We start from the raw sequence: 17,843 nt of genomic DNA on the forward strand, positions 1-17,843 counted from the left end.
CCTGTGGAAGAAAAGCAGCGAAGAAACAATGTAGAAGCCACTATATTTCAGTTTGTGGTAAACATTAGAAATAAAAAAACCAGGTATCGGGGGCTCATCAAGAACCGAATGTGGGCATTTGCCCGCGGAATGTGGATAAATCTAGTGAGGATAGCCAAAAACATGGAGAAAATGTGTCCCTGGAGTCCCGGGAAATCCCAAAACTCTTTATTTTCTGGATTTTTTCACCTTCTAAACATTAAAAATCCTCTGATTTTCTCGTTTATCATAATGCAAATAAGAAACAACAATTTAATCGTCAAATAGTAGCCTCTCAGAGCTTTTCGAAATTAGGCTTTTTAGAGGTGACTCAAGGTTTAAAGTTTAAGGTTCAAGGAATTTAAATTATAAACCGCTTAAAATCTCAATACTCACTACTCAATTCTCAATACTATTTTCAGGTTTAAACAATTCACAATTGAACAAGAAAAATGTGCCATGAAAGTCGGAACAGACGGCGTTCTTCTCGGCGCGTGGACTTCTCTTGACCACCATCCTTTTTCTATCCTGGACATTGGAACCGGCACGGGAGTAATTGCCCTTATGCTGGCGCAGCGGAGTCATGCTGAACTCATAGATGCTTTGGAAATTGATGAAGACGCATACGAACAGGCCGTGGAGAATTTTGAGAATAGCGACTGGGGCGACAGGCTCTTTTGTTATCATGCAGCTTTTGACGAATTTGTGGAGGAGATGCAGGATGAGGAAAAGTACGAGCTTATAGTTTCTAATCCGCCGTTCTATTCTGCCGACTATTCTTCGGGAGATGCGAAGCGGGATCAGGCGCGGTTTGCAGAGGCACTTCCGTTCGAAGAACTTTTAGAAGGTGTATCCCTGCTCCTTTCAAAAAAGGGAAAATTCAACGTGATTATTCCCTATACCGAGGAGGAGAAATTCCGCTACCTGGCTGCTGACCACGGACTCTTTCCACAGCGCATCACCCGCGTTAAGGGAACTCCGGATTCAGCAGTAAAAAGAAGTCTGCTGGAAATGTCATTTTTGGAAGGTCAGCCACTGATAGATGAATTGGTCATCGAAACCGCCAGGCATCAATATACGCCCGAATATATTGAACTCGTGAAGGATTTTTATTTGAAGATGTAGAGCTCTGCAAGTCCTTGATAGTTTTTAACATCCTCAATTTTTGTATCTTTAAAAGAAAAATCGATGGATTTAGCTGCTGAAAAATTTAAACTTATGGAATGGCTCATCTCGATTGAGGATGAATCTATTGTAAAGAGACTTCAGGAAATAAAGGATGAAACATCAGTTTCGGGTAAGTCCTACAAAATTTCTGATACGGAAAAGCTTTTTCTTGAAGCCGGTTTAAAAGACCTAAAGGAAGGAAGTGTCTATTCTCATAAAGATGTAATGAGAGAGGTAAAAGAAAAATACGGCATTTAAAATGCAAATCGTCTGGACACGATTAGCCAAGGTCACCTATTTTGAAATTCTGGAAAATCTTAAGAAACATTGGACTGCCAAAGAGATCCGTGTTTTTCATCGGCTCACTGAAGAAAATCTTACTCACATTATTTCTGGAAAGACACTACATCCAATAATTGATTCCAACTCAGAAATTCGAAGAATTGTTGTTCACCCTAATGTTGCTCTCTTCTATAAAATTCATCACTCAAAAAATGAGTTAATTTTAATTACTTTCTTCAATAACAGAATGGATCCTAAAATATTGAAAAAGCTACTGAAAACAAATTTGTAGATTTACTAGATTCTTCCTACTTCCGCCACCTCACCTGGAAGAAATCCAAATCAGAAAATATTCGACCCCGAAGGGGTCGCACCTCCAAATCTTTCTTGTTCTATAAACATGTGACCTTTTCCGGGTCAGGACTAGACTTTCCGAAGCACAGTACGTCCAAACTTTTAGTACACAAAAAAATTCTATGGAACTAAGAAAGAATTGCTGAAGCAGTAAAATTAACTCTTTCAGGTTTTAGAACCCTGAAAGGGTTAAAGTATATATTCCAGACCTCACAGGTTTTGAAAACCTGTGAGGTCTTTCTCCTTAATTAAACTTTTTCCCGCTTGCCCCTAATTTCAGTTTGCTTAAATTTACTCTTCCAGACAAACAATAAACAACTACAAATGAAAGCAGACCAGTTTCAGGCGCCCGATTATTACAATCTCGATGAATTACTTTCCGACGAACATAAAATGGTACGCGATGCTGCCCGCGAATGGGTCAAGCGGGAGGTATCACCAATTATAGAAGAAGCGGCTCAAAAAGCCGAATTCCCGAAGCAACTTATAAAAGGCCTTGCCGAAATTGGTGCATTTGGTCCATATATTCCTGAAGAATACGGCGGCGCCGGACTCGACCAGATCTCCTACGGACTCATCATGCAGGAGATAGAAAGAGGCGACAGCGGAGTACGTTCCACAGCTTCTGTACAATCTTCACTGGTAATGTATCCTATTTTCAAGTACGGAACAGAAGAACAAAAGAAGAAATACCTTCCAAAGCTGGCTTCAGGAGAGATGATGGGCTGCTTCGGACTTACAGAACCCGACCACGGCTCGAATCCCGGCGGGATGACTACTAATTTCAAAGACAAGGGAGATTACTACCTGCTTAACGGAGCAAAAATGTGGATCTCAAATGCGACTTTCGCAGATATCGCTATCGTGTGGGCCAAAGATGAAGAAGGACGCATTCACGGACTCATTGTAGAACGTGGGATGGAAGGTTTTACAACTCCGGAGACACACAACAAATGGTCCCTGCGCGCCAGTGCAACCGGCGAACTTGTCTTCAACAACGTGAAAGTCCCCAAGGAAAACCTTATGCCCGAAAAAAGCGGATTGGGTGCACCTCTGGGCTGTCTCGACTCTGCCCGCTATGGTATTGCTTGGGGTGCAATTGGCGCTGCAATGGATTGTTATGATACAGCCCTGCGCTATGCAAAAGAAAGAGAGCAATTTGGAAAGCCGATTGCGAGCTTCCAGCTGCAGCAAAAGAAACTTGCCGAAATGATCACCGAGATCACCAAAGCCCAATTGCTCGCATGGAGACTCGGAGTTATGAGAAATGAAGGCACTGCCACCTCAGCCCAAATTTCCATGGCCAAGAGAAACAATGTCGCCATGGCGATTAATATTGCAAGAGAAGCCAGACAAATTCTCGGCGGAATGGGAATAACAGGGGAATACAGCATCATGCGTCACTCCATGAACCTGGAAAGCGTGATCACCTACGAAGGTACTCATGACATCCACCTGTTGATCACCGGACTGGATATTACCGGGATTCCGGCTTTTCAATAATAAATATTACCAGACCCCACAGGTCTTTGAGACCTGTGAGGTCTTATTTTAAATTAAACCACGTTGGATAATGTCATCCGGAAAACGATTAACAGATGCTTACCAGAATGCATTCCGGATCCCATTCGATGATGATTCAAAGTTTATCATCTTCAGCGATTGTCACCGTGGCAACAACAGTTTTGCCGACGACTTTGCAAACAACCGCAACAGCTACTTCCACGCTCTCTCCCATTACTACAGAAATGGTTTTACCTATTGTGAACTGGGGGACGGGGATGAGCTATGGGAAAACCTGACATTCGAATCCATTTTTGAAGCGCATAAGGATGTTTTCCTGTTAATGAGGATGTTCTTTACAGAAGGCAGGTTGTTTCGCATTGTTGGAAATCACGATATGGTCTACAGCAATCAGGACTATGTGGAAAAGCATCTCTATACTTACTGCGACACAGGAACAGAAAAAGAGCTTCCGCTTTTTCCCGGAATTAATTTTCCTGAATCTCTTATACTGGAACATAAAACCACCGGACAGGAAATCTTAATGGTACATGGACACCAGGCAGACTGGCTGCATTACTACATGTGGAAAATTGACAGATTTCTTGTAAGGGTACTGTGGAGACAACTGCAGATCTTTGGAATTGGAGATCCTACCAGTCCGGCAAAAAATAACATCGAACTTAACAAGATCGAACGCAGAACCAAAAAATGGATCGTGGAAAATAACGATCAGTTCACTATTACAGGCCACACTCACAGACCCCGGTTTCCGCGGCCCGGAGAGATCCCGTACTTTAATGATGGCAGCTGTGTACATCCAAGATCTATCACCGGACTGGAAATTGAAGAGGGTGCAATTAGTCTGGTAAAGTGGCAGGTGGCTATAAATGAAGAAGGATTTCTAAAGGTGATCAGGATAGTTCTTGAAGGACCACAAAAGCTGGCAGCTTACCAAAAGGCCAAACATAAATAAAATAAAAACAGGAGGGTACTATTGATGCACAGCTGTTGATCACGGGACTGTATATTACCGGGATACCAGCGTTTCAAGTTAGGTTTTAATCAAAACTTTATCGCTAATCTTTGAAATATTCGCCAAAGCCATAGCTGAAGAATTTGAGCAATTTTGAATCTTGAACTTTGAATCTTAAATTATTACATAAGATCATAACAAGGGCAGCGTTTACAGCGTTTGCCCTTTTTATATTTTTCACAGCACTCCGTCTTCAGCTCAACCGGCTTTTTTGGGATCACCCCGTCAAGCTTTAGATAATCCTTTGATTTCTTTGAATAGAAAATTATGACGTTAAGGATCATATTACCTGTGAATTTATTACTTCTCAAAAAGGGCAAAAACCAGACCTCTTTTTTAATCGGCGTTATAGGGAGCTATCTTCACTTCAAGGCCTTCCAGTTCCTTATCTATAGGGATCTGACAACTAAGCCTGCTGTTTTCCTGCACAAAGAATGCCTGGTCCAGCATATCCTCCTCCTCATAACTTTTTTCGGGCAATAAGTGGTCCTTGTTGAGCATATAACACTGGCAGGAAGCACACATGGCCATGCCTCCGCAGATCCCTATGGTACCTTCGGGCGCAAGCTCGTGGGTGCGTATGACCTCCATGAGATTCATGTTCATATCTGTAGGCGCATCTACTAAATGAGCCTCTCCTTCGCGGTCGATTATGGTGATCTTAATATCTGACATTTTAAAAAATGGAACCTCACAGTCCCGACGGTTCGGCACTGTGAGGTCTGGATTTTAAGTATTAATTTATACTCTTTACTACTTCTCTCTTAGCTTCCTTTTTGCTGCCGTCGAAACCATTGACCCCACTTACGGTAGTGTATTTCATCACATACTTCTTATCGGGGAAAATCCGCTGGTAAGCGCTTTGGCACATAATGGCAGCTTCGTGGAAACCACAAAGGATCAACTTTAGTTTCCCGGGATAGGTATTCACATCCCCAATTGCATAGATCCCGGGAATGTTCGTTTGGTAATCGTAGCTGTTGTCTACCTTTATCGCATTCTTTTCTATCTCCAGTCCCCAGTTTGCAATAGGTCCCAGCTTTGGCGAAAGTCCGAAAAGCGGAATGAAATAATCGGTTTCCCTGATCTCTTCTTCGGAAGCCTCTCCTTTATGCCTGATGACTACAGACTCAAGAGTTTCAGCACCCTTGAGACCTACTACTTCGGCTTCAGTAATAAGATTGATCTTTCCGATCTTAGCGAGTTCAGATACCTTTTCAACGGAATCTAATGCCCCGCGAAATTCATTTCTTCTGTGGACCAGAGAAACTTCCGAAGCAACTTCAGAAAGATAGATGGCCCAGTCCAGTGCTGAATCTCCTCCGCCTGCAATCACCACACGCTTCCCCCGATAATCTTCAGGTTCCCTGATCATATAGGCAACTCCGTTTCTGTTCTCGAATTTTGCGATATTTGGGATAGGCGGCTTACGTGGCTCAAAACTTCCGAGTCCGCCGGCAATAACCACTACCGGTGCCTGGTGTTTTGTGCCTTCACTGGTCGTCACAATAAAACTGCCATCCTCAAGCTTTTCTATAGTCTCTGCCCGCTCTCCCAAAGTAAATCCCGGTTCAAAGGGACGTATCTGCTCCATAAGGTTATCTACGAGGTCTCCCGCCAGAATTTCGGGGAAAGCCGGGATATCATATATGGGCTTTTTGGGATAGATCTCTGAGCACTGGCCTCCCGGCTGTGGCAAAGCATCTATAAGATGGCACTTGAGTTTTAATAATCCTGCTTCAAAAACGGCAAAAAGACCCGTAGGCCCCGCACCGATGATCAACATATCTGTTTTAATCATTACGTTCTTTTTAATAAAGTACTGAAAATGCTATTTTTCGATATTCAGTACTGTTTCAATTTGAGGCACATAGCGTTTGATCGTCATTTCGACACCAGACTTTAAGGTCATAGTATTCACACTACAACCCACGCAGGCGCCCTGGAGCTGTACCTTCACCAGCCGGTCATCTTCAATACTGATCAGGGAGATATCTCCACCATCATTTCTTAAGAAAGGTCTTATTTCTTCAAGAGCCCTTTCCACATTTAACCTAACTTCTTCGCTTGTCATGACTATTTATTAACTGCACTACAGCCAGCCATAGTGGTGATTTTAATTGCTTCGGTAGGAGGCAAACTCTTGTTGCGGTTTACCGTTTCCTGTACCACATTTTGAGTGAGGACTTCAAAAGCTTTAGATAACGGAGTTCCTTCCTGCAGGGCAGCAGGATGTCCAATATCTCCCGCCTCTCTTATGCTTTGCACCAGTGGAATTTGTCCAAGGAACGGCACGTTAAGATCTTCGGCAAGCATTTTAGCCCCTTCCCTTCCAAAAATGTAATATTTATTATCGGGTAACTCTTCCGGAGTAAAATAAGCCATATTCTCAATGATCCCTAAAACAGGAACATTAATCGTTTCCTGCTGGAACATAGCCACCCCCTTGCGTGCATCAGCGAGGGCCACATTTTGAGGCGTACTCACTACCACAGCACCAGTAAGAGGCAGAGACTGCATTATTGAAAGATGGATATCTCCTGTTCCCGGAGGCAGATCCACTAAAAGGAAATCAAGTTCTCCCCAGGCTGCATCAAAGATCATTTGATTCAAGGCCTTTGCTGCCATTGGTCCTCTCCAGATCACTGCCTGGTTTGGCTGAGTAAAGAACCCAATAGACAAAAGCTTTACGCCATGGTTTTCTATAGGTTTCATCTTTGACTTACCGTCGATATTTACCGATAAAGGCTTTTCTGTCTGTACATCAAACATCATCGGCATTGAAGGTCCATAAATATCTGCATCCAAAAGACCCACCTTAAATCCCATTTTTGCGAGGCTAACAGCAAGATTGGCAGTAACGGTAGATTTTCCTACCCCACCTTTTCCTGATGCCACTGCAACTATATTCCTGATCCCAGGGATGGATTTACCCTTGATCTCAGTCTTCTCGGGCGCCTGAACTTTTATGTTTACTTTGACTTTTGCTTTTTGATGTACATGCTCGTGGATAGCCTTCATCACATCTACTTCTGCACGCTTTTTAATATGAAGCGCAGGTGTAGTAAGCAAAAGGTCCACTACGACCTCATCTCCAAAGGTCATGATATTCTGGACTGCACCACTTTCCACCATGTTTTTACCTTCTCCAGAAACCGAAATAGTCTCAAGAGCATTCATTATATCTTTTCTGTTAAGTTTCATGCTGAATTATTTCTAATTTCCCGAACCTTATATAGATTCATTCTAAATGCAAATATAAACGGAAAAGCTAAGAAAAAGAACTTATTAGCCTTTTTTAAGGATCAATAATACTGATTGAACTATAGGCTTAGAGTTCTCCTGAAGGATCCCAGAAATGCTTCTGAAAATCAAGGACCTGATCTTCTTCAACCCTTACTCCTTCTGCTTCCAGAAGTTGTTCCATAAGTCTGGTACCCGGGAAATGATGTTTTCCGGTAAGGAGCCCTTTTCTGTTCACTACCCGGTGAGCAGGAATATCTTCCATTTTTGAAGCATTATTCATGGCCCATCCTACCATTCTTGAACTACCTGCAGATCCAAGATACCTGGCAATTGCACCATAACTGGTCACTCTTCCTTGAGGGATCTGCCTCACCACCTCATAAACTTTATCAAAAAAAGAAGTTTCGCTCATCACTGGGTAAAAATCCTGATAAAAGTAATTACCAGCAGCACGAGCATTAGCGCCGCCATGAAATAATTGGAATATTTCACAAAAAAGGTCCCCTCTGCCTCGATTTTAGCAAAGAAAAGTGCATATAGATAAAGGGTAGTAAAGGTGCCAAGGGAGGCAGCCAGAACAAAGGCTGTATTGTTGAGCAGATGATATTCAATATCTCCGTTTACGTTCAGCGCAGCCGCAAGAGCAATAAAAAAGGGAACAGGAAAAATGTTGAGGGCACCGATCATTATTCCTTTAAAAAAACTTTTCACTCCCGATGTGGGTGTCACTTCCACATCCTTCCTTTTTCGCTGAGCCATAATAAGAAAGTAGAACATCATGATAAGGAAGATCACAAAACCTGCCCTCAAAAGTATACTGTTGATATAGGTATTATCAAAAATGTAGCGGGCAAGCATAATAGCAATGGCAGCCTGCAGCAAAACCACAACAGAGGCCCCTAGAGCCATATAAATTCCGCTGGCTTTCCCCCTTTTTAAGCAGGTTTTGGCTACACTCATGTTCACCAGGCCGGGAGGCACAACTCCAAGTAAGGCTGCAAAATAAGTAATAAGGAAAATTCGGGTTTCCTCCAAGGCCGTTATTTTATTCTAAACTGTATGTAAGTTATAGGTTTTCCCTGCTCAAGATACTGCTTTTCATAAAATGTCTGTATCCCGGTGACTTCTTTGGGAGAATATTCGTTTTTATACACGTTGTGATTGGCCTGCACCACTTCATGACCTTCACCATGAAGTAAACCCAGGGTATAGCCATGCATAAATTCGCTATCTGTCTTCAGGTTGACAAGGCCTCCTGGTTTTAATATTTTTTTATATCTCTGCAGGAATTCAGAGTTGGTCATGCGGTGTTTGGTGCGTTTGTATTTGATCTGAGGATCGGGGAAAGTAATCCAGATCTCATCGACTTCATTTTCATCAAACAAGTAATCAACCAATTCTATCTGACTTCTCAAAAATGCCACATTTTGAAGTCCTTCTTCCAATGCAGTTTTTGCACCTCTCCAGAATCTCGCGCCTTTAATATCAATACCAATAAAATTTTTATCGGGATAGTTTTGAGCCAGGGCTACACTGTACTCCCCTTTTCCGCAGCCCAGTTCCAGGACAATTGGTTTGCCATTTTTAAAAAAACCACTACTCCATTTACCTCTCAGTCGAAAATCTCCTTCCACAACTTCTTCCCGGGTTGGTTGAACCACATTCGAAAAAGTCTCATTTTCTCTAAATCGCTTTAATTTATTCTTACTTCCCACCTGAAAATTTAATATTTTGGTAAAATTAAATAAAATCCCCCACAGGCCTTTCATTTATATTTGTTTTATGCGAAGTAGAAAGATTCTGGTTGCTCCTATAAACTGGGGTTTGGGGCATGCCACACGCTGCATCCCGCTTATAAAAAAGCTGGAAGAAAAGGGATTTACTCCTGTTATAGCTTCAGATGGAGCCGCTCTTGAATTGCTTAAAAAAGAGTTTCCAGATTTGAAGGCATTCGAACTGCCTTCCTACAATATCACTTATACCAGTAAGGGCAGCCTTCTTAAATGGAAGCTTTTGCTCGATACTCCTCACATTCTCAAGAACATTCAGAAAGAAAAAAGAGCTACGAGGATCCTGGTGGAAAAACTGAATCTCAATGGAATAATTTCAGATAGTAGGTTTGGGGTAAGATACAAACACCTTCCTAATGTGTTTATCACCCATCAGCTCAACGTACTTTCAGGTAATACCACCTTTTTGAGCAGTCGTCTTCACCAGCAATACATTAGAAAATATGATGAATGCTGGGTTCCCGATGCCCCCGGGAAACCTAATCTCAGCGGTTTCCTTGGTCATTCCAAAACAAAAAATGAATCGGTAAAGTATATGGGGATCATAAGCAGATTTCACAAGGAGACGCTACCACAAAAATATGATTATATGGTCCTGCTTTCAGGGCCTGAGCCGCAAAGAAGTCTGCTGGAAGAAATCCTTTTCAACGAGCTTAAAACATTGTCAGGAAAGATCCTTTTTGTAAGGGGTCTGGTAAACGAGAACATACCTTCATTAACAGCTCCCAATATGGATATAAAAAATTACCTTTTTGGGAAGGAACTGGAGCAGGCGATAAACAGCAGCAAAGTTGTTATTTCAAGATCGGGTTATACAACTTTAATGGACCTGGCAGTATTACAAAAGAAAGCATTCCTGATCCCAACACCGGGCCAGTTCGAGCAGGAATATCTTGCCGGAAGAATGGAGAAATTAGGTTTTGCTCCCTCCTGCAAACAGGATGATTTCAATATTAATAAACTATTGAAGTTAGAAAACTACTCCGGATTAAATGACCCCGGATTTATCTGTGACTACTCCCGACTTTTTAGCCTTTTTAAGGGTGAATGAGAATTCGCTTCCCATTCCGTAGCTACTTTCTACAAAAATCCTTTCCTTATGTGCTTCAAGCAGGTGCTTTACAATTGCAAGGCCGAGGCCTGAACCTCCTTCTTTCCTCGAACCGCTTTTGTCCACCCGGTAAAACCTCTCAAACAACCTTGGAATATGCTCTTTTTGGATACCCTCTCCATTATCGCTGATTCTTACAATGATCTTCTTTTTGGAATGATCTTCAATGGAAACCTCTGTAGTGCCGTCATTCTTTCCATACTTGATGGAATTCACTATAAGGTTTGTTACCACCTGTTGAATTCTTTCTTTATCTGCTCTCACCCAAACCGGAGCATAAGGAGTTTCAAAGCTTAGTGTGATATTTTTTTTAGCTGCCTTCATTTCTAAAAGGTCAAATACGTTCTGTACCACTTCCACAATATCAAAAGCTTCAGGCTTAAGCCTTAGTTCGCCTGTCTCCAGCTTTGTGATCATATCCAGGTCCTGCACTATGTAAACCAGGCGCTCTACACCTTTAGCAGCCCTGGCGAGATATTGCTTCCGCACGGTTTTATCTTTCATTGCCCCATCCAGAAGAGTTTCTATATAACCCTGTACAGTAAATAAGGGAGTCTTGAGTTCGTGAGATATGTTCCCCATAAATTCCTTCCGATAGGAATCCCTGATCTTGAGCGCCTCTATCTCCAGTTTTTTTCCTTCTGCAAATTTTTGCACCTCCAGGGACAGGCTATTCATATCTGTAGTAACCTGCTCCGGTTTTAATGGGGTTGCACTGAGCATGCTCACATTCTCGTAGATCTTCTTGATCTTTTTATAGATGAAGAATTCCACCCTGTACTGGATTATTAAAAAAGAAAATAAAAAGCAGCTAAAAGCATAAAGCAGAAGTGCCCATTCTGAATACGCGTCGTGTAGAATAAGAAAAACTGCAGAGATCCCTGTGAGAAAGAGCGTAATGTAAATGGAGGTTCTTACCGCAAACTTATATGATCGCTTAAAACCTTTTGCCATTACTCTACGAATTTATACCCAACACCTTTAATTGTCTGAATACTGTTATCACCGATCTTTTCCCGAAGTTTTCTAATATGCACATCAATAGTACGGCCTCCCACCACTACTTCATTACCCCAAACGCGCTCCAGGATCTCATCGCGCTGAAAAACCCTTCCGGGTTGTGAAGCTAAAAGATACAATAACTCAAACTCCTTGCGCGGAAGAACAATTGTTTCCTCTCCACGGGTCACCTTATATTCTTCCCTGCTAATTTCCAGATCTCCTGCTGTAATAATTTCAGATTTAGTTACTCCGTTGTCATTGAGACGTCTTAATAGGGCCTTCACCTTACTCAACAGGATCTTGGGTTTTATAGGTTTAGTGATGTAATCATCGGCACCCGCATCAAAACCGGCCATTTGAGAATAATCTTCCCCTCTAGCGGTAAGAAAAGTAATAATAGTATTGGCCAGGTCGGGGTCTTTTCTCATTTGAATACAGGTTTCCATTCCATCCATCTCTGGCATCATTACGTCCAGGATAATCAAAAGAGGTTTGTGCTTTTTTGCAGCCTTTAAAGCCTCAATTCCATTCTCGGCAGTAGTCACTTTATAACCTTCGGCGGCCAGGTTATAACGAATGATCTCGATGATATCGGGTTCATCATCAACCAGCAGGATACAAATGTCGCTTTTTTTCATTTTATTAGGTTCTATTACAAATATCGGTTAAAGAAAATAAAAAACAGCAGGCTTCTCAAAAGTGTAGAAATTAGATAAAATTTTAAAAAATGGAATTTATCAAATACCAAATTTTTCCTTTTGATGCTTAAGTACCTCTGCTTCTCCGTAAAAAATTATTTCCTGTGCTATATTGGTTGCCAGGTCTCCCACTCTTTCGAGTTTCTTAATAACAGTAAATAAAAGAAGAAATTGATCAATTAGATTCACATCATCCTTAATTGTATTAATTATAATGGAGATCGAATTATTATTGATCTCATTTAAAACCTGCTCCTTTTTAAAGACTTTATGAGCAAGTTGACTGTCGGCATCAACATAGGCTTGAAAAATATCTTCGAGCATGGAAAGTGCATATCTGAACATTTCTTCTACTCTGAGTTTATCCAGGAGTTTCTTGGCTGGCACTGTATTTATTTCTACTGTATACTTTGATATTCCATAAGCGTAATCACCGATTCTTTCCAGATCGAAATTAATTTTTCTGAGTGCCAGTACAAACCTTAAATCACTGGCAACAGGTTTATGTAAGGCAAGAAATTGTTCGCAATCCCGATCTATTTTCAAATCAAGGGCATTCACCCTATGCTCCATGCGTATCACGTTCTCTGCCAGCTCCTTGTCAAGGTTAAGAAAGGCTTCTCTGGCATTTGTTAACTGAATAGTGCAGAGGTTGAACATTTCAACACCCGCCTGGTTCAAGGCTTCCTTATTCTGTATTAAATTTATCATAGTTTTTCCTCCTCCCCAAAAAGTATTATAGTTGAATTCTTTTTCTAATGCCAATATCCAATACAGGTATAAATAAAAAAGGTTGCCTGGCCAGGGCAACCATTCTATACCTCAAGTATGAGTTGACAAAAACATAAGAAATATAGATTCACTTAGGTATACTATAAGCAGTACGAAATTATCGATTCTCATGCTTTTCAATGTAAACTAAAAATTATCAAATGATTACTGAAGCGTTAGCCCAAATTAGTAATTGTAGTTTTTAAGAAAGTCACGAAACCACTTACCAGAAGCTTTAACCGTCCTCTTTTGAGTTTGGAAATCTACATGAACAAGGCCAAAGCGGGGACGGAAACCCTCGGCCCATTCAAAATTATCTGTAAAAGTCCACACGAAATAGCCTTTGACATTTACTCCTTCACGCTTTGCTCTAAGAACTGCAGCTAAATAATCCTTAAGATATTTGATCCTCCTGCTATCTTTGATCTCGCCATTCTCGAAAGTATCTTTAAAGGCTGCACCATTTTCGGTAATATACAAGTCTCTGATATTAGCGTAGCCGTCAAATTTCTTCAGCATTTGGTAAATAGAATGGGGATAAACTTCCCAATTCATTTCGGTTAATTGGACCTGTCTTTTTTCAGCCTTAATATTTCTCGCTTTTATATAAGGAACAAACCAGGAATGCCTCACAATTTCCCGTGTATAATTTTGTATCCCTACGAAATCAAAATCAAATTTTAATAGCTGCTCATCTCCGGGAAGCTGATACTTTTCAAGTTTTCTGAGAAATTTCAAATCTTCTAACGGGTATCCCATTCCCAATGCCGGCTCTAAAAATAACCTGTTTACCAGAGCATCTACCCTTTTTGCCGCCAATCTATCTTTTCCCCGCAGAGGTTCAATTAAAGAACAGGAAAAATTAGTTCCCACCCTTGCTTTGGGATGGTGATGTTTTATAATTCTTGCTCCTTCTGCCTGACATATTGCGGCATGATGAACTGCCGGTAAAAAACTTTTCATACCTCTTTTCCCGGGAGCATGCATTCCCAGAAAATAACCGGCACCCACAAAGACCAGTGGCTCATTTAAAACCATCCAGTTCTTAACTCTGTCTCCAAAATTTTCTACACAGAGAGTTACATAATCTTTGAACCAAGCAATAATTTCCCTGTTGGCCCAGCCTCCTTTCTTTTCAAGGGCATGAGGCAAATCCCAGTGATAAAGCGTCACCCATGGCTCTATTTCAAGATCCAGACATTTATTAATAAGCCGGTTGTAAAAAGCTATTCCTTCTGGACTGGCAGGCCCGTGACCATTAGGTATCATTCGGGGCCAGGAAATAGAAAACCTGAAATTTTTGATATTCAGATCTTTCATTAAAGAAAGATCTTCTTCGTATCTTAAATAAAAATCACAGGCAACGTTAGCGTTTTGGCTCTGAAATATTTTATCTTTCTTACTGGTAAAGACATCCCAGATAGATAAACCTTTGCCACCTGCCCGATGACTGCCTTCTATCTGATAAGCGGCTGTTGATATACCCCATATAAAATCTTCTCCAAAATCCTCCTTTTTGAAAGATAGAAGTTCCTCCGGCTCCTCGTAATATAAATTGGACATTACAACCTGGAATTACTAAAGAATAGGTAATACGTATTTTTTTTCGCCATCTATCCAATCGAGGATTTCACTTCGCCTATTAAGATTTCATTTACAGCGCTGAGGTTAGACACCAGGTGATCATTTATTAAATCCTCAACTATCTCACTTGTCCTATCGGGAAAATTTACTGGTACAACCAAATCACTACACAGCCAATCCTGAATACGGCCAACCTGTTTTTTCTTAAGGTTTTTAAGTACAGTAACTCCCAATTCTTGTAGGGCAGCAGCATTACAATGCTGCTCATATTGATTTTCCATAGGTACTACCAGTAGCTTTTTCTTTAAAAAAAGAGCTTCTGAAGGGGTTTCAAAACCTGCCCCACAAAGTACACCTGCACTTGAAGCCATACTTTCTAAAAAGGTCTCATTCTGAATGGGACTCAGGCAAATTTTTCCGCAGTGATACACTTTATCATTATGTTTCGAAAAAACCTCCCACTTTACATCTTTAAATTTTTCAAGAATTTTTATGATCTTTTTGTCACTATATGATGGGAGGTAAACCGTATAATGGCCTTTGTTGGTCACTGTGAGGTCACGCACCTGTTTCCTTATTACCGGTGTAAAAGTTTGGTCGTTAAATCTTAAAAAGTGAAAACCATATTTTGCCGTTGCAGGAGCATAATGTTTCAGGATAAATCTCCCGATTATGTCCCTGTGTTTTGGGAGAGGTGCATTTGGGGAAAGTACTGCACATTGATGACTCAGGGCAATACAGGATTGTCTATTGAAAAAACAAGACCAGGCAGAAACAGGTTCAAAATCATTGATCACGATATCGTACTGATCCACCGGAATCTTTTTCATCTCCCTTATAAAATCCCATAAATTATTCTTAATAAGGGTCTTCCACAAGTCCACTCCACCCTTCTTTCCGAAAATAAAGCTAAGGCCCTTCATCTGGTATTTTATGTAATATGGTAAAGCAATGTCTGCCTGTGTCCCGCTTACTAGAATATCTACTTCCCCCATATTTCGCAGCACAGGAATTATATCTCTGGCCCTGCTTAAATGCCCGTTTCCTGTTCCCTGAATTGCATATAATATCTTCATCCTACTTAACTAATAAAAGTGGCTTTAATTTTTTACGGCTTTACGAAATTTAATTCGCGTACCAGATTTTCAAATAATTCATTACTGTTTATTTTTGAATCCTTAAAAGTTTTAGCCCGGGCGGCCATTACCCTGTGATGATCTTCATGAAAATGATATAGTTTCCAGCTCCCTTTGTTGTATTCCAGTGAAGTAAGATTTTCTATCCAATCGCCGGAATTGAGATAGATCACTTCGCCTTCCTTGCCTTTAATATTTTTTATTACCGGCTGGTGGATATGACCACAAATAACATATTGGTATCCATTGGAAATGGCAATTTCTGCTGCAATTTGTTCAAAGTCGTTTATAAATTTTACCGCACTCTTTACACTGTTTTTTATTTTCCTGGAAAGAGATAATTTCCCTCTCCCCATCCTTTCAGAAAAATAATTGCACATCCTGTTGATTAGGATAAGGCTGTCGTAACCTTTTGCTCCCAACTTTGCCAGCCATTTAGAATTTTGCATAGTAACATCAAAAACATCCCCGTGAAAAATCCAGGTCTTTCTGCCGTCCAGATTGAGTACCACCTCATTTACAATTTCAAGGGAACCCATTTCAAAACCAACAAATTTCCTCAACATCTCGTCGTGATTACCGGTGACATAATAGACTTTTATACCCCGGGCCATAAATCCTGTTATACATTTAATGACCTGCATATGTAGATCTGGCCAATAGCTCTTATTAAACTGCCAGATATCAATTATGTCCCCGTTAAGGATTACTATTTTGGGCTGTATACTTTTAAGATAAGAAACCAGCTCCCCTGCATGACAACCATAGGTGCCCAGGTGAACGTCTGAAATCACGACAACTTCAACTTTTCGTTTTTTCATCATTTTGAAATATTTTTTCATATAAAGGATTAAAGAAATTAGATCTGTGATGTCTACCGGATGAAAAAAAAGAAGATGAAAACGAAAGCGATAAACACAGAATTAAAATTTCCTCAACAAGAAAATTATAATTTTCTCTGTTGCGCCTGAAGGACCCTAAGAACCAATAAAAGAAAAAGGAGAAAGACAGAACATGGTGATCTTGTGAAAGACCTTGATGCTCGTCAACTATTCGGTTTTTCAATATAAGAGATTTAAGGTTTAGGCAATTTAAAAAGGGATTATTACCTCATGGTCACCAGAATATTAAACTGATTTTAAGAATTACACTTTATCAAATAAAAAAAGGGTATAAATTTCTTTACACCCCTGGTTTTGGCTTAATCAAACAAATCTTACAATTGAAACCGGCCATGGCTTTTAGATTGATCAATTTATTGAAGCAAACCTACTTGAAAAAGCGCGAAATTATATTAAGACAGTGTGAAGTCATTAATAAGAAAAGCTTTCTCTAAGGAATTAAGAAAGTATTTACGTTAGATAAATATTCCATTCTGTTTATTTCGTTTAGTGGAAATTAGTTCAGGTAAGCATTAATACACTTATAACAGCAGAACTTATGTATTCTATCCCAATTGCGATTACAATAAATCCAATAATCCTTGAAATGGCATTTATTCCCGAAGCACCCAGGAACCTGACAATATAATGCGAGCATTTTAGCATGAGAAAGGTAGCAATACACACGGCAGCTATAGCTAAAACAACAATGATCTTTTGAGTAAAAAGCTCATATTCGTCATACAACCCAATTAGCAAAGAGATGGAGCCGGGACCTGCGAGCATGGGAATAGCCAAAGGTGTTAATGACACTTCTTCCCGCTGCAAAGCATCATCTTTCACCCTCTGTTTTTCCATTCCTTTATGTTTAGAAAAGGATCCTGTAAGGAGGGCAAAACCTGAAGCGGCAATAATTAATCCCCCAGCAATTCTTAAAGATTCGATACTTATTCCAAAAAATTGAAGAACATACTTCCCAAGGAAGAAAGCTATTCCCAGAATAACCATAACATTAATAGAGGTAAACAGGGAAATCCTGGAGCGTTCATTTAGGGAATGTTCCTGGGTTAAACCTACGAATATGGGCAGTGTACCCAAGAGATTAATTACAGAGAATAAAGCAGCAAATACAACAATAAATAGTTCCATTTTTTTTCTGCAAAAATGGTTCAGCTTTTTAACTCATAATCTACAATTCTATTAATTGTATATTATATAATCTTAAACACAAAGTCTTCGGGTAAAACTTGTAATTCTATTTTTT

General features: G+C 40.4%; 20 protein-coding genes. 6 read left to right on the forward strand and 14 right to left on the reverse strand.

The window, feature by feature from the left end:
• The 5 genes from G564_RS20480 to G564_RS0108450 all read left to right on the forward strand — a co-directional run.
• Window positions 1-306: transposase (locus G564_RS20480; protein WP_037373734.1), on the forward strand; the 306-nt coding region annotated here is incomplete at its 5' end.
• Between the two features lie 171 nt (window positions 307-477).
• Window positions 478-1,143 (forward strand): tRNA1(Val) (adenine(37)-N6)-methyltransferase, encoded by a 666-nt coding sequence (locus G564_RS0108430; protein ID WP_051205369.1) that lies wholly within the window; start codon window positions 478-480, stop codon window positions 1,141-1,143.
• A 63-nt stretch (window positions 1,144-1,206) separates the two neighbouring features.
• A complete protein-coding gene (locus G564_RS0108435; protein WP_029037275.1) occupies window positions 1,207-1,443 on the forward strand; it encodes a hypothetical protein in 237 nt (78 codons plus the stop codon).
• A 702-nt stretch (window positions 1,444-2,145) separates the two neighbouring features.
• Window positions 2,146-3,324 (forward strand): acyl-CoA dehydrogenase family protein, encoded by a 1,179-nt coding sequence (locus G564_RS0108445; protein ID WP_029037277.1) that lies wholly within the window; start codon window positions 2,146-2,148, stop codon window positions 3,322-3,324.
• A gap of 70 nt (window positions 3,325-3,394) precedes the next feature.
• Complete coding sequence (locus tag G564_RS0108450) at window positions 3,395-4,300, forward strand: metallophosphoesterase family protein (protein WP_029037278.1); 906 nt, start codon at window positions 3,395-3,397, stop codon at window positions 4,298-4,300.
• Window positions 4,301-4,696: 396 nt separating this feature from the next.
• Here G564_RS0108450 and G564_RS0108460 read toward each other — a convergent pair whose 3' ends face one another.
• The 7 genes from G564_RS0108460 to trmB all read right to left on the reverse strand — a co-directional run bounded on the left by G564_RS0108460 (window position 4,697) and on the right by trmB (window position 9,321).
• Window positions 4,697-5,035 carry a 2Fe-2S iron-sulfur cluster-binding protein gene (locus tag G564_RS0108460; protein ID WP_029037279.1) on the reverse strand — a complete coding sequence of 113 codons (339 nt, stop codon included), beginning with the start codon at window positions 5,033-5,035 and terminating at the stop codon, window positions 4,697-4,699.
• A 61-nt stretch (window positions 5,036-5,096) separates the two neighbouring features.
• On the reverse strand, window positions 5,097-6,161 hold the full coding sequence (locus G564_RS0108465; RefSeq protein WP_029037280.1) for an NAD(P)/FAD-dependent oxidoreductase: 1,065 nt from the start codon (window positions 6,159-6,161) through the stop codon (window positions 5,097-5,099).
• A 30-nt stretch (window positions 6,162-6,191) separates the two neighbouring features.
• Window positions 6,192-6,434: a NifU family protein gene (locus G564_RS0108470; RefSeq protein ID WP_029037281.1), complete on the reverse strand. Its 243-nt coding sequence runs from the start codon at window positions 6,432-6,434 to the stop codon at window positions 6,192-6,194.
• Window positions 6,435-6,436: 2 nt separating this feature from the next.
• On the reverse strand, window positions 6,437-7,564 hold the full coding sequence (locus G564_RS0108475; protein WP_029037282.1) for an Mrp/NBP35 family ATP-binding protein: 1,128 nt from the start codon (window positions 7,562-7,564) through the stop codon (window positions 6,437-6,439).
• 127 nt (window positions 7,565-7,691) lie between these two features.
• Entirely contained in the window at window positions 7,692-8,018 is a 327-nt protein-coding gene (locus G564_RS0108480) for an MGMT family protein (RefSeq protein ID WP_029037283.1), read from the reverse strand.
• Entirely contained in the window at window positions 8,018-8,641 is a 624-nt protein-coding gene (locus G564_RS0108485; RefSeq protein WP_029037284.1) for a LysE family translocator, read from the reverse strand. Before G564_RS0108485 ends, G564_RS0108480 begins: the two co-directional genes overlap by 1 nt.
• Window positions 8,642-8,646: 5 nt before the next feature.
• Window positions 8,647-9,321 (reverse strand): tRNA (guanosine(46)-N7)-methyltransferase TrmB, encoded by a 675-nt coding sequence (gene trmB, locus G564_RS0108490; protein WP_029037285.1) that lies wholly within the window; start codon window positions 9,319-9,321, stop codon window positions 8,647-8,649.
• A gap of 67 nt (window positions 9,322-9,388) precedes the next feature.
• On the opposite strand from trmB, the gene G564_RS0108495 reads away from it, so the two are divergent.
• Window positions 9,389-10,447, forward strand: coding sequence for a glycosyltransferase (locus G564_RS0108495; protein ID WP_029037286.1), 1,059 nt, complete (start codon window positions 9,389-9,391; stop codon window positions 10,445-10,447).
• Here the strand turns inward: G564_RS0108495 and G564_RS0108500 are convergent.
• The 7 genes from G564_RS0108500 to G564_RS0108530 form a co-directional block, all read right to left on the reverse strand.
• Window positions 10,385-11,461: a sensor histidine kinase gene (locus tag G564_RS0108500; RefSeq protein WP_029037287.1), complete on the reverse strand. Its 1,077-nt coding sequence runs from the start codon at window positions 11,459-11,461 to the stop codon at window positions 10,385-10,387. The two genes, G564_RS0108495 and G564_RS0108500, sit on opposite strands and share 63 nt — an antisense overlap.
• Window positions 11,461-12,147 (reverse strand): response regulator transcription factor, encoded by a 687-nt coding sequence (locus tag G564_RS0108505; RefSeq protein ID WP_029037288.1) that lies wholly within the window; start codon window positions 12,145-12,147, stop codon window positions 11,461-11,463. Before G564_RS0108505 ends, G564_RS0108500 begins: the two co-directional genes overlap by 1 nt.
• Before the next feature lie 99 nt (window positions 12,148-12,246).
• On the reverse strand, window positions 12,247-12,918 hold the full coding sequence (gene phoU, locus G564_RS0108510) for a phosphate signaling complex protein PhoU (protein WP_029037289.1): 672 nt from the start codon (window positions 12,916-12,918) through the stop codon (window positions 12,247-12,249).
• 246 nt (window positions 12,919-13,164) lie between these two features.
• Window positions 13,165-14,541 carry a GH1 family beta-glucosidase gene (locus tag G564_RS18920; protein WP_037373737.1) on the reverse strand — a complete coding sequence of 459 codons (1,377 nt, stop codon included), beginning with the start codon at window positions 14,539-14,541 and terminating at the stop codon, window positions 13,165-13,167.
• A 50-nt stretch (window positions 14,542-14,591) separates the two neighbouring features.
• Complete coding sequence (locus G564_RS18925) at window positions 14,592-15,638, reverse strand: glycosyltransferase family protein (RefSeq protein WP_051205370.1); 1,047 nt, start codon at window positions 15,636-15,638, stop codon at window positions 14,592-14,594.
• A gap of 32 nt (window positions 15,639-15,670) precedes the next feature.
• On the reverse strand, window positions 15,671-16,519 hold the full coding sequence (locus G564_RS0108525; protein WP_037373749.1) for a UDP-2,3-diacylglucosamine diphosphatase: 849 nt from the start codon (window positions 16,517-16,519) through the stop codon (window positions 15,671-15,673).
• Window positions 16,520-17,101: 582 nt separating this feature from the next.
• A complete protein-coding gene (locus G564_RS0108530; RefSeq protein ID WP_029037291.1) occupies window positions 17,102-17,728 on the reverse strand; it encodes a MarC family protein in 627 nt (208 codons plus the stop codon).
• Window positions 17,729-17,843: the final 115 nt, after the last annotated feature.

Origin of the sequence: Salinimicrobium xinjiangense DSM 19287 (genome assembly GCF_000423585.1) — a bacterium.
Lineage (GTDB): Bacteria > Bacteroidota > Bacteroidia > Flavobacteriales > Flavobacteriaceae > Salinimicrobium > Salinimicrobium xinjiangense.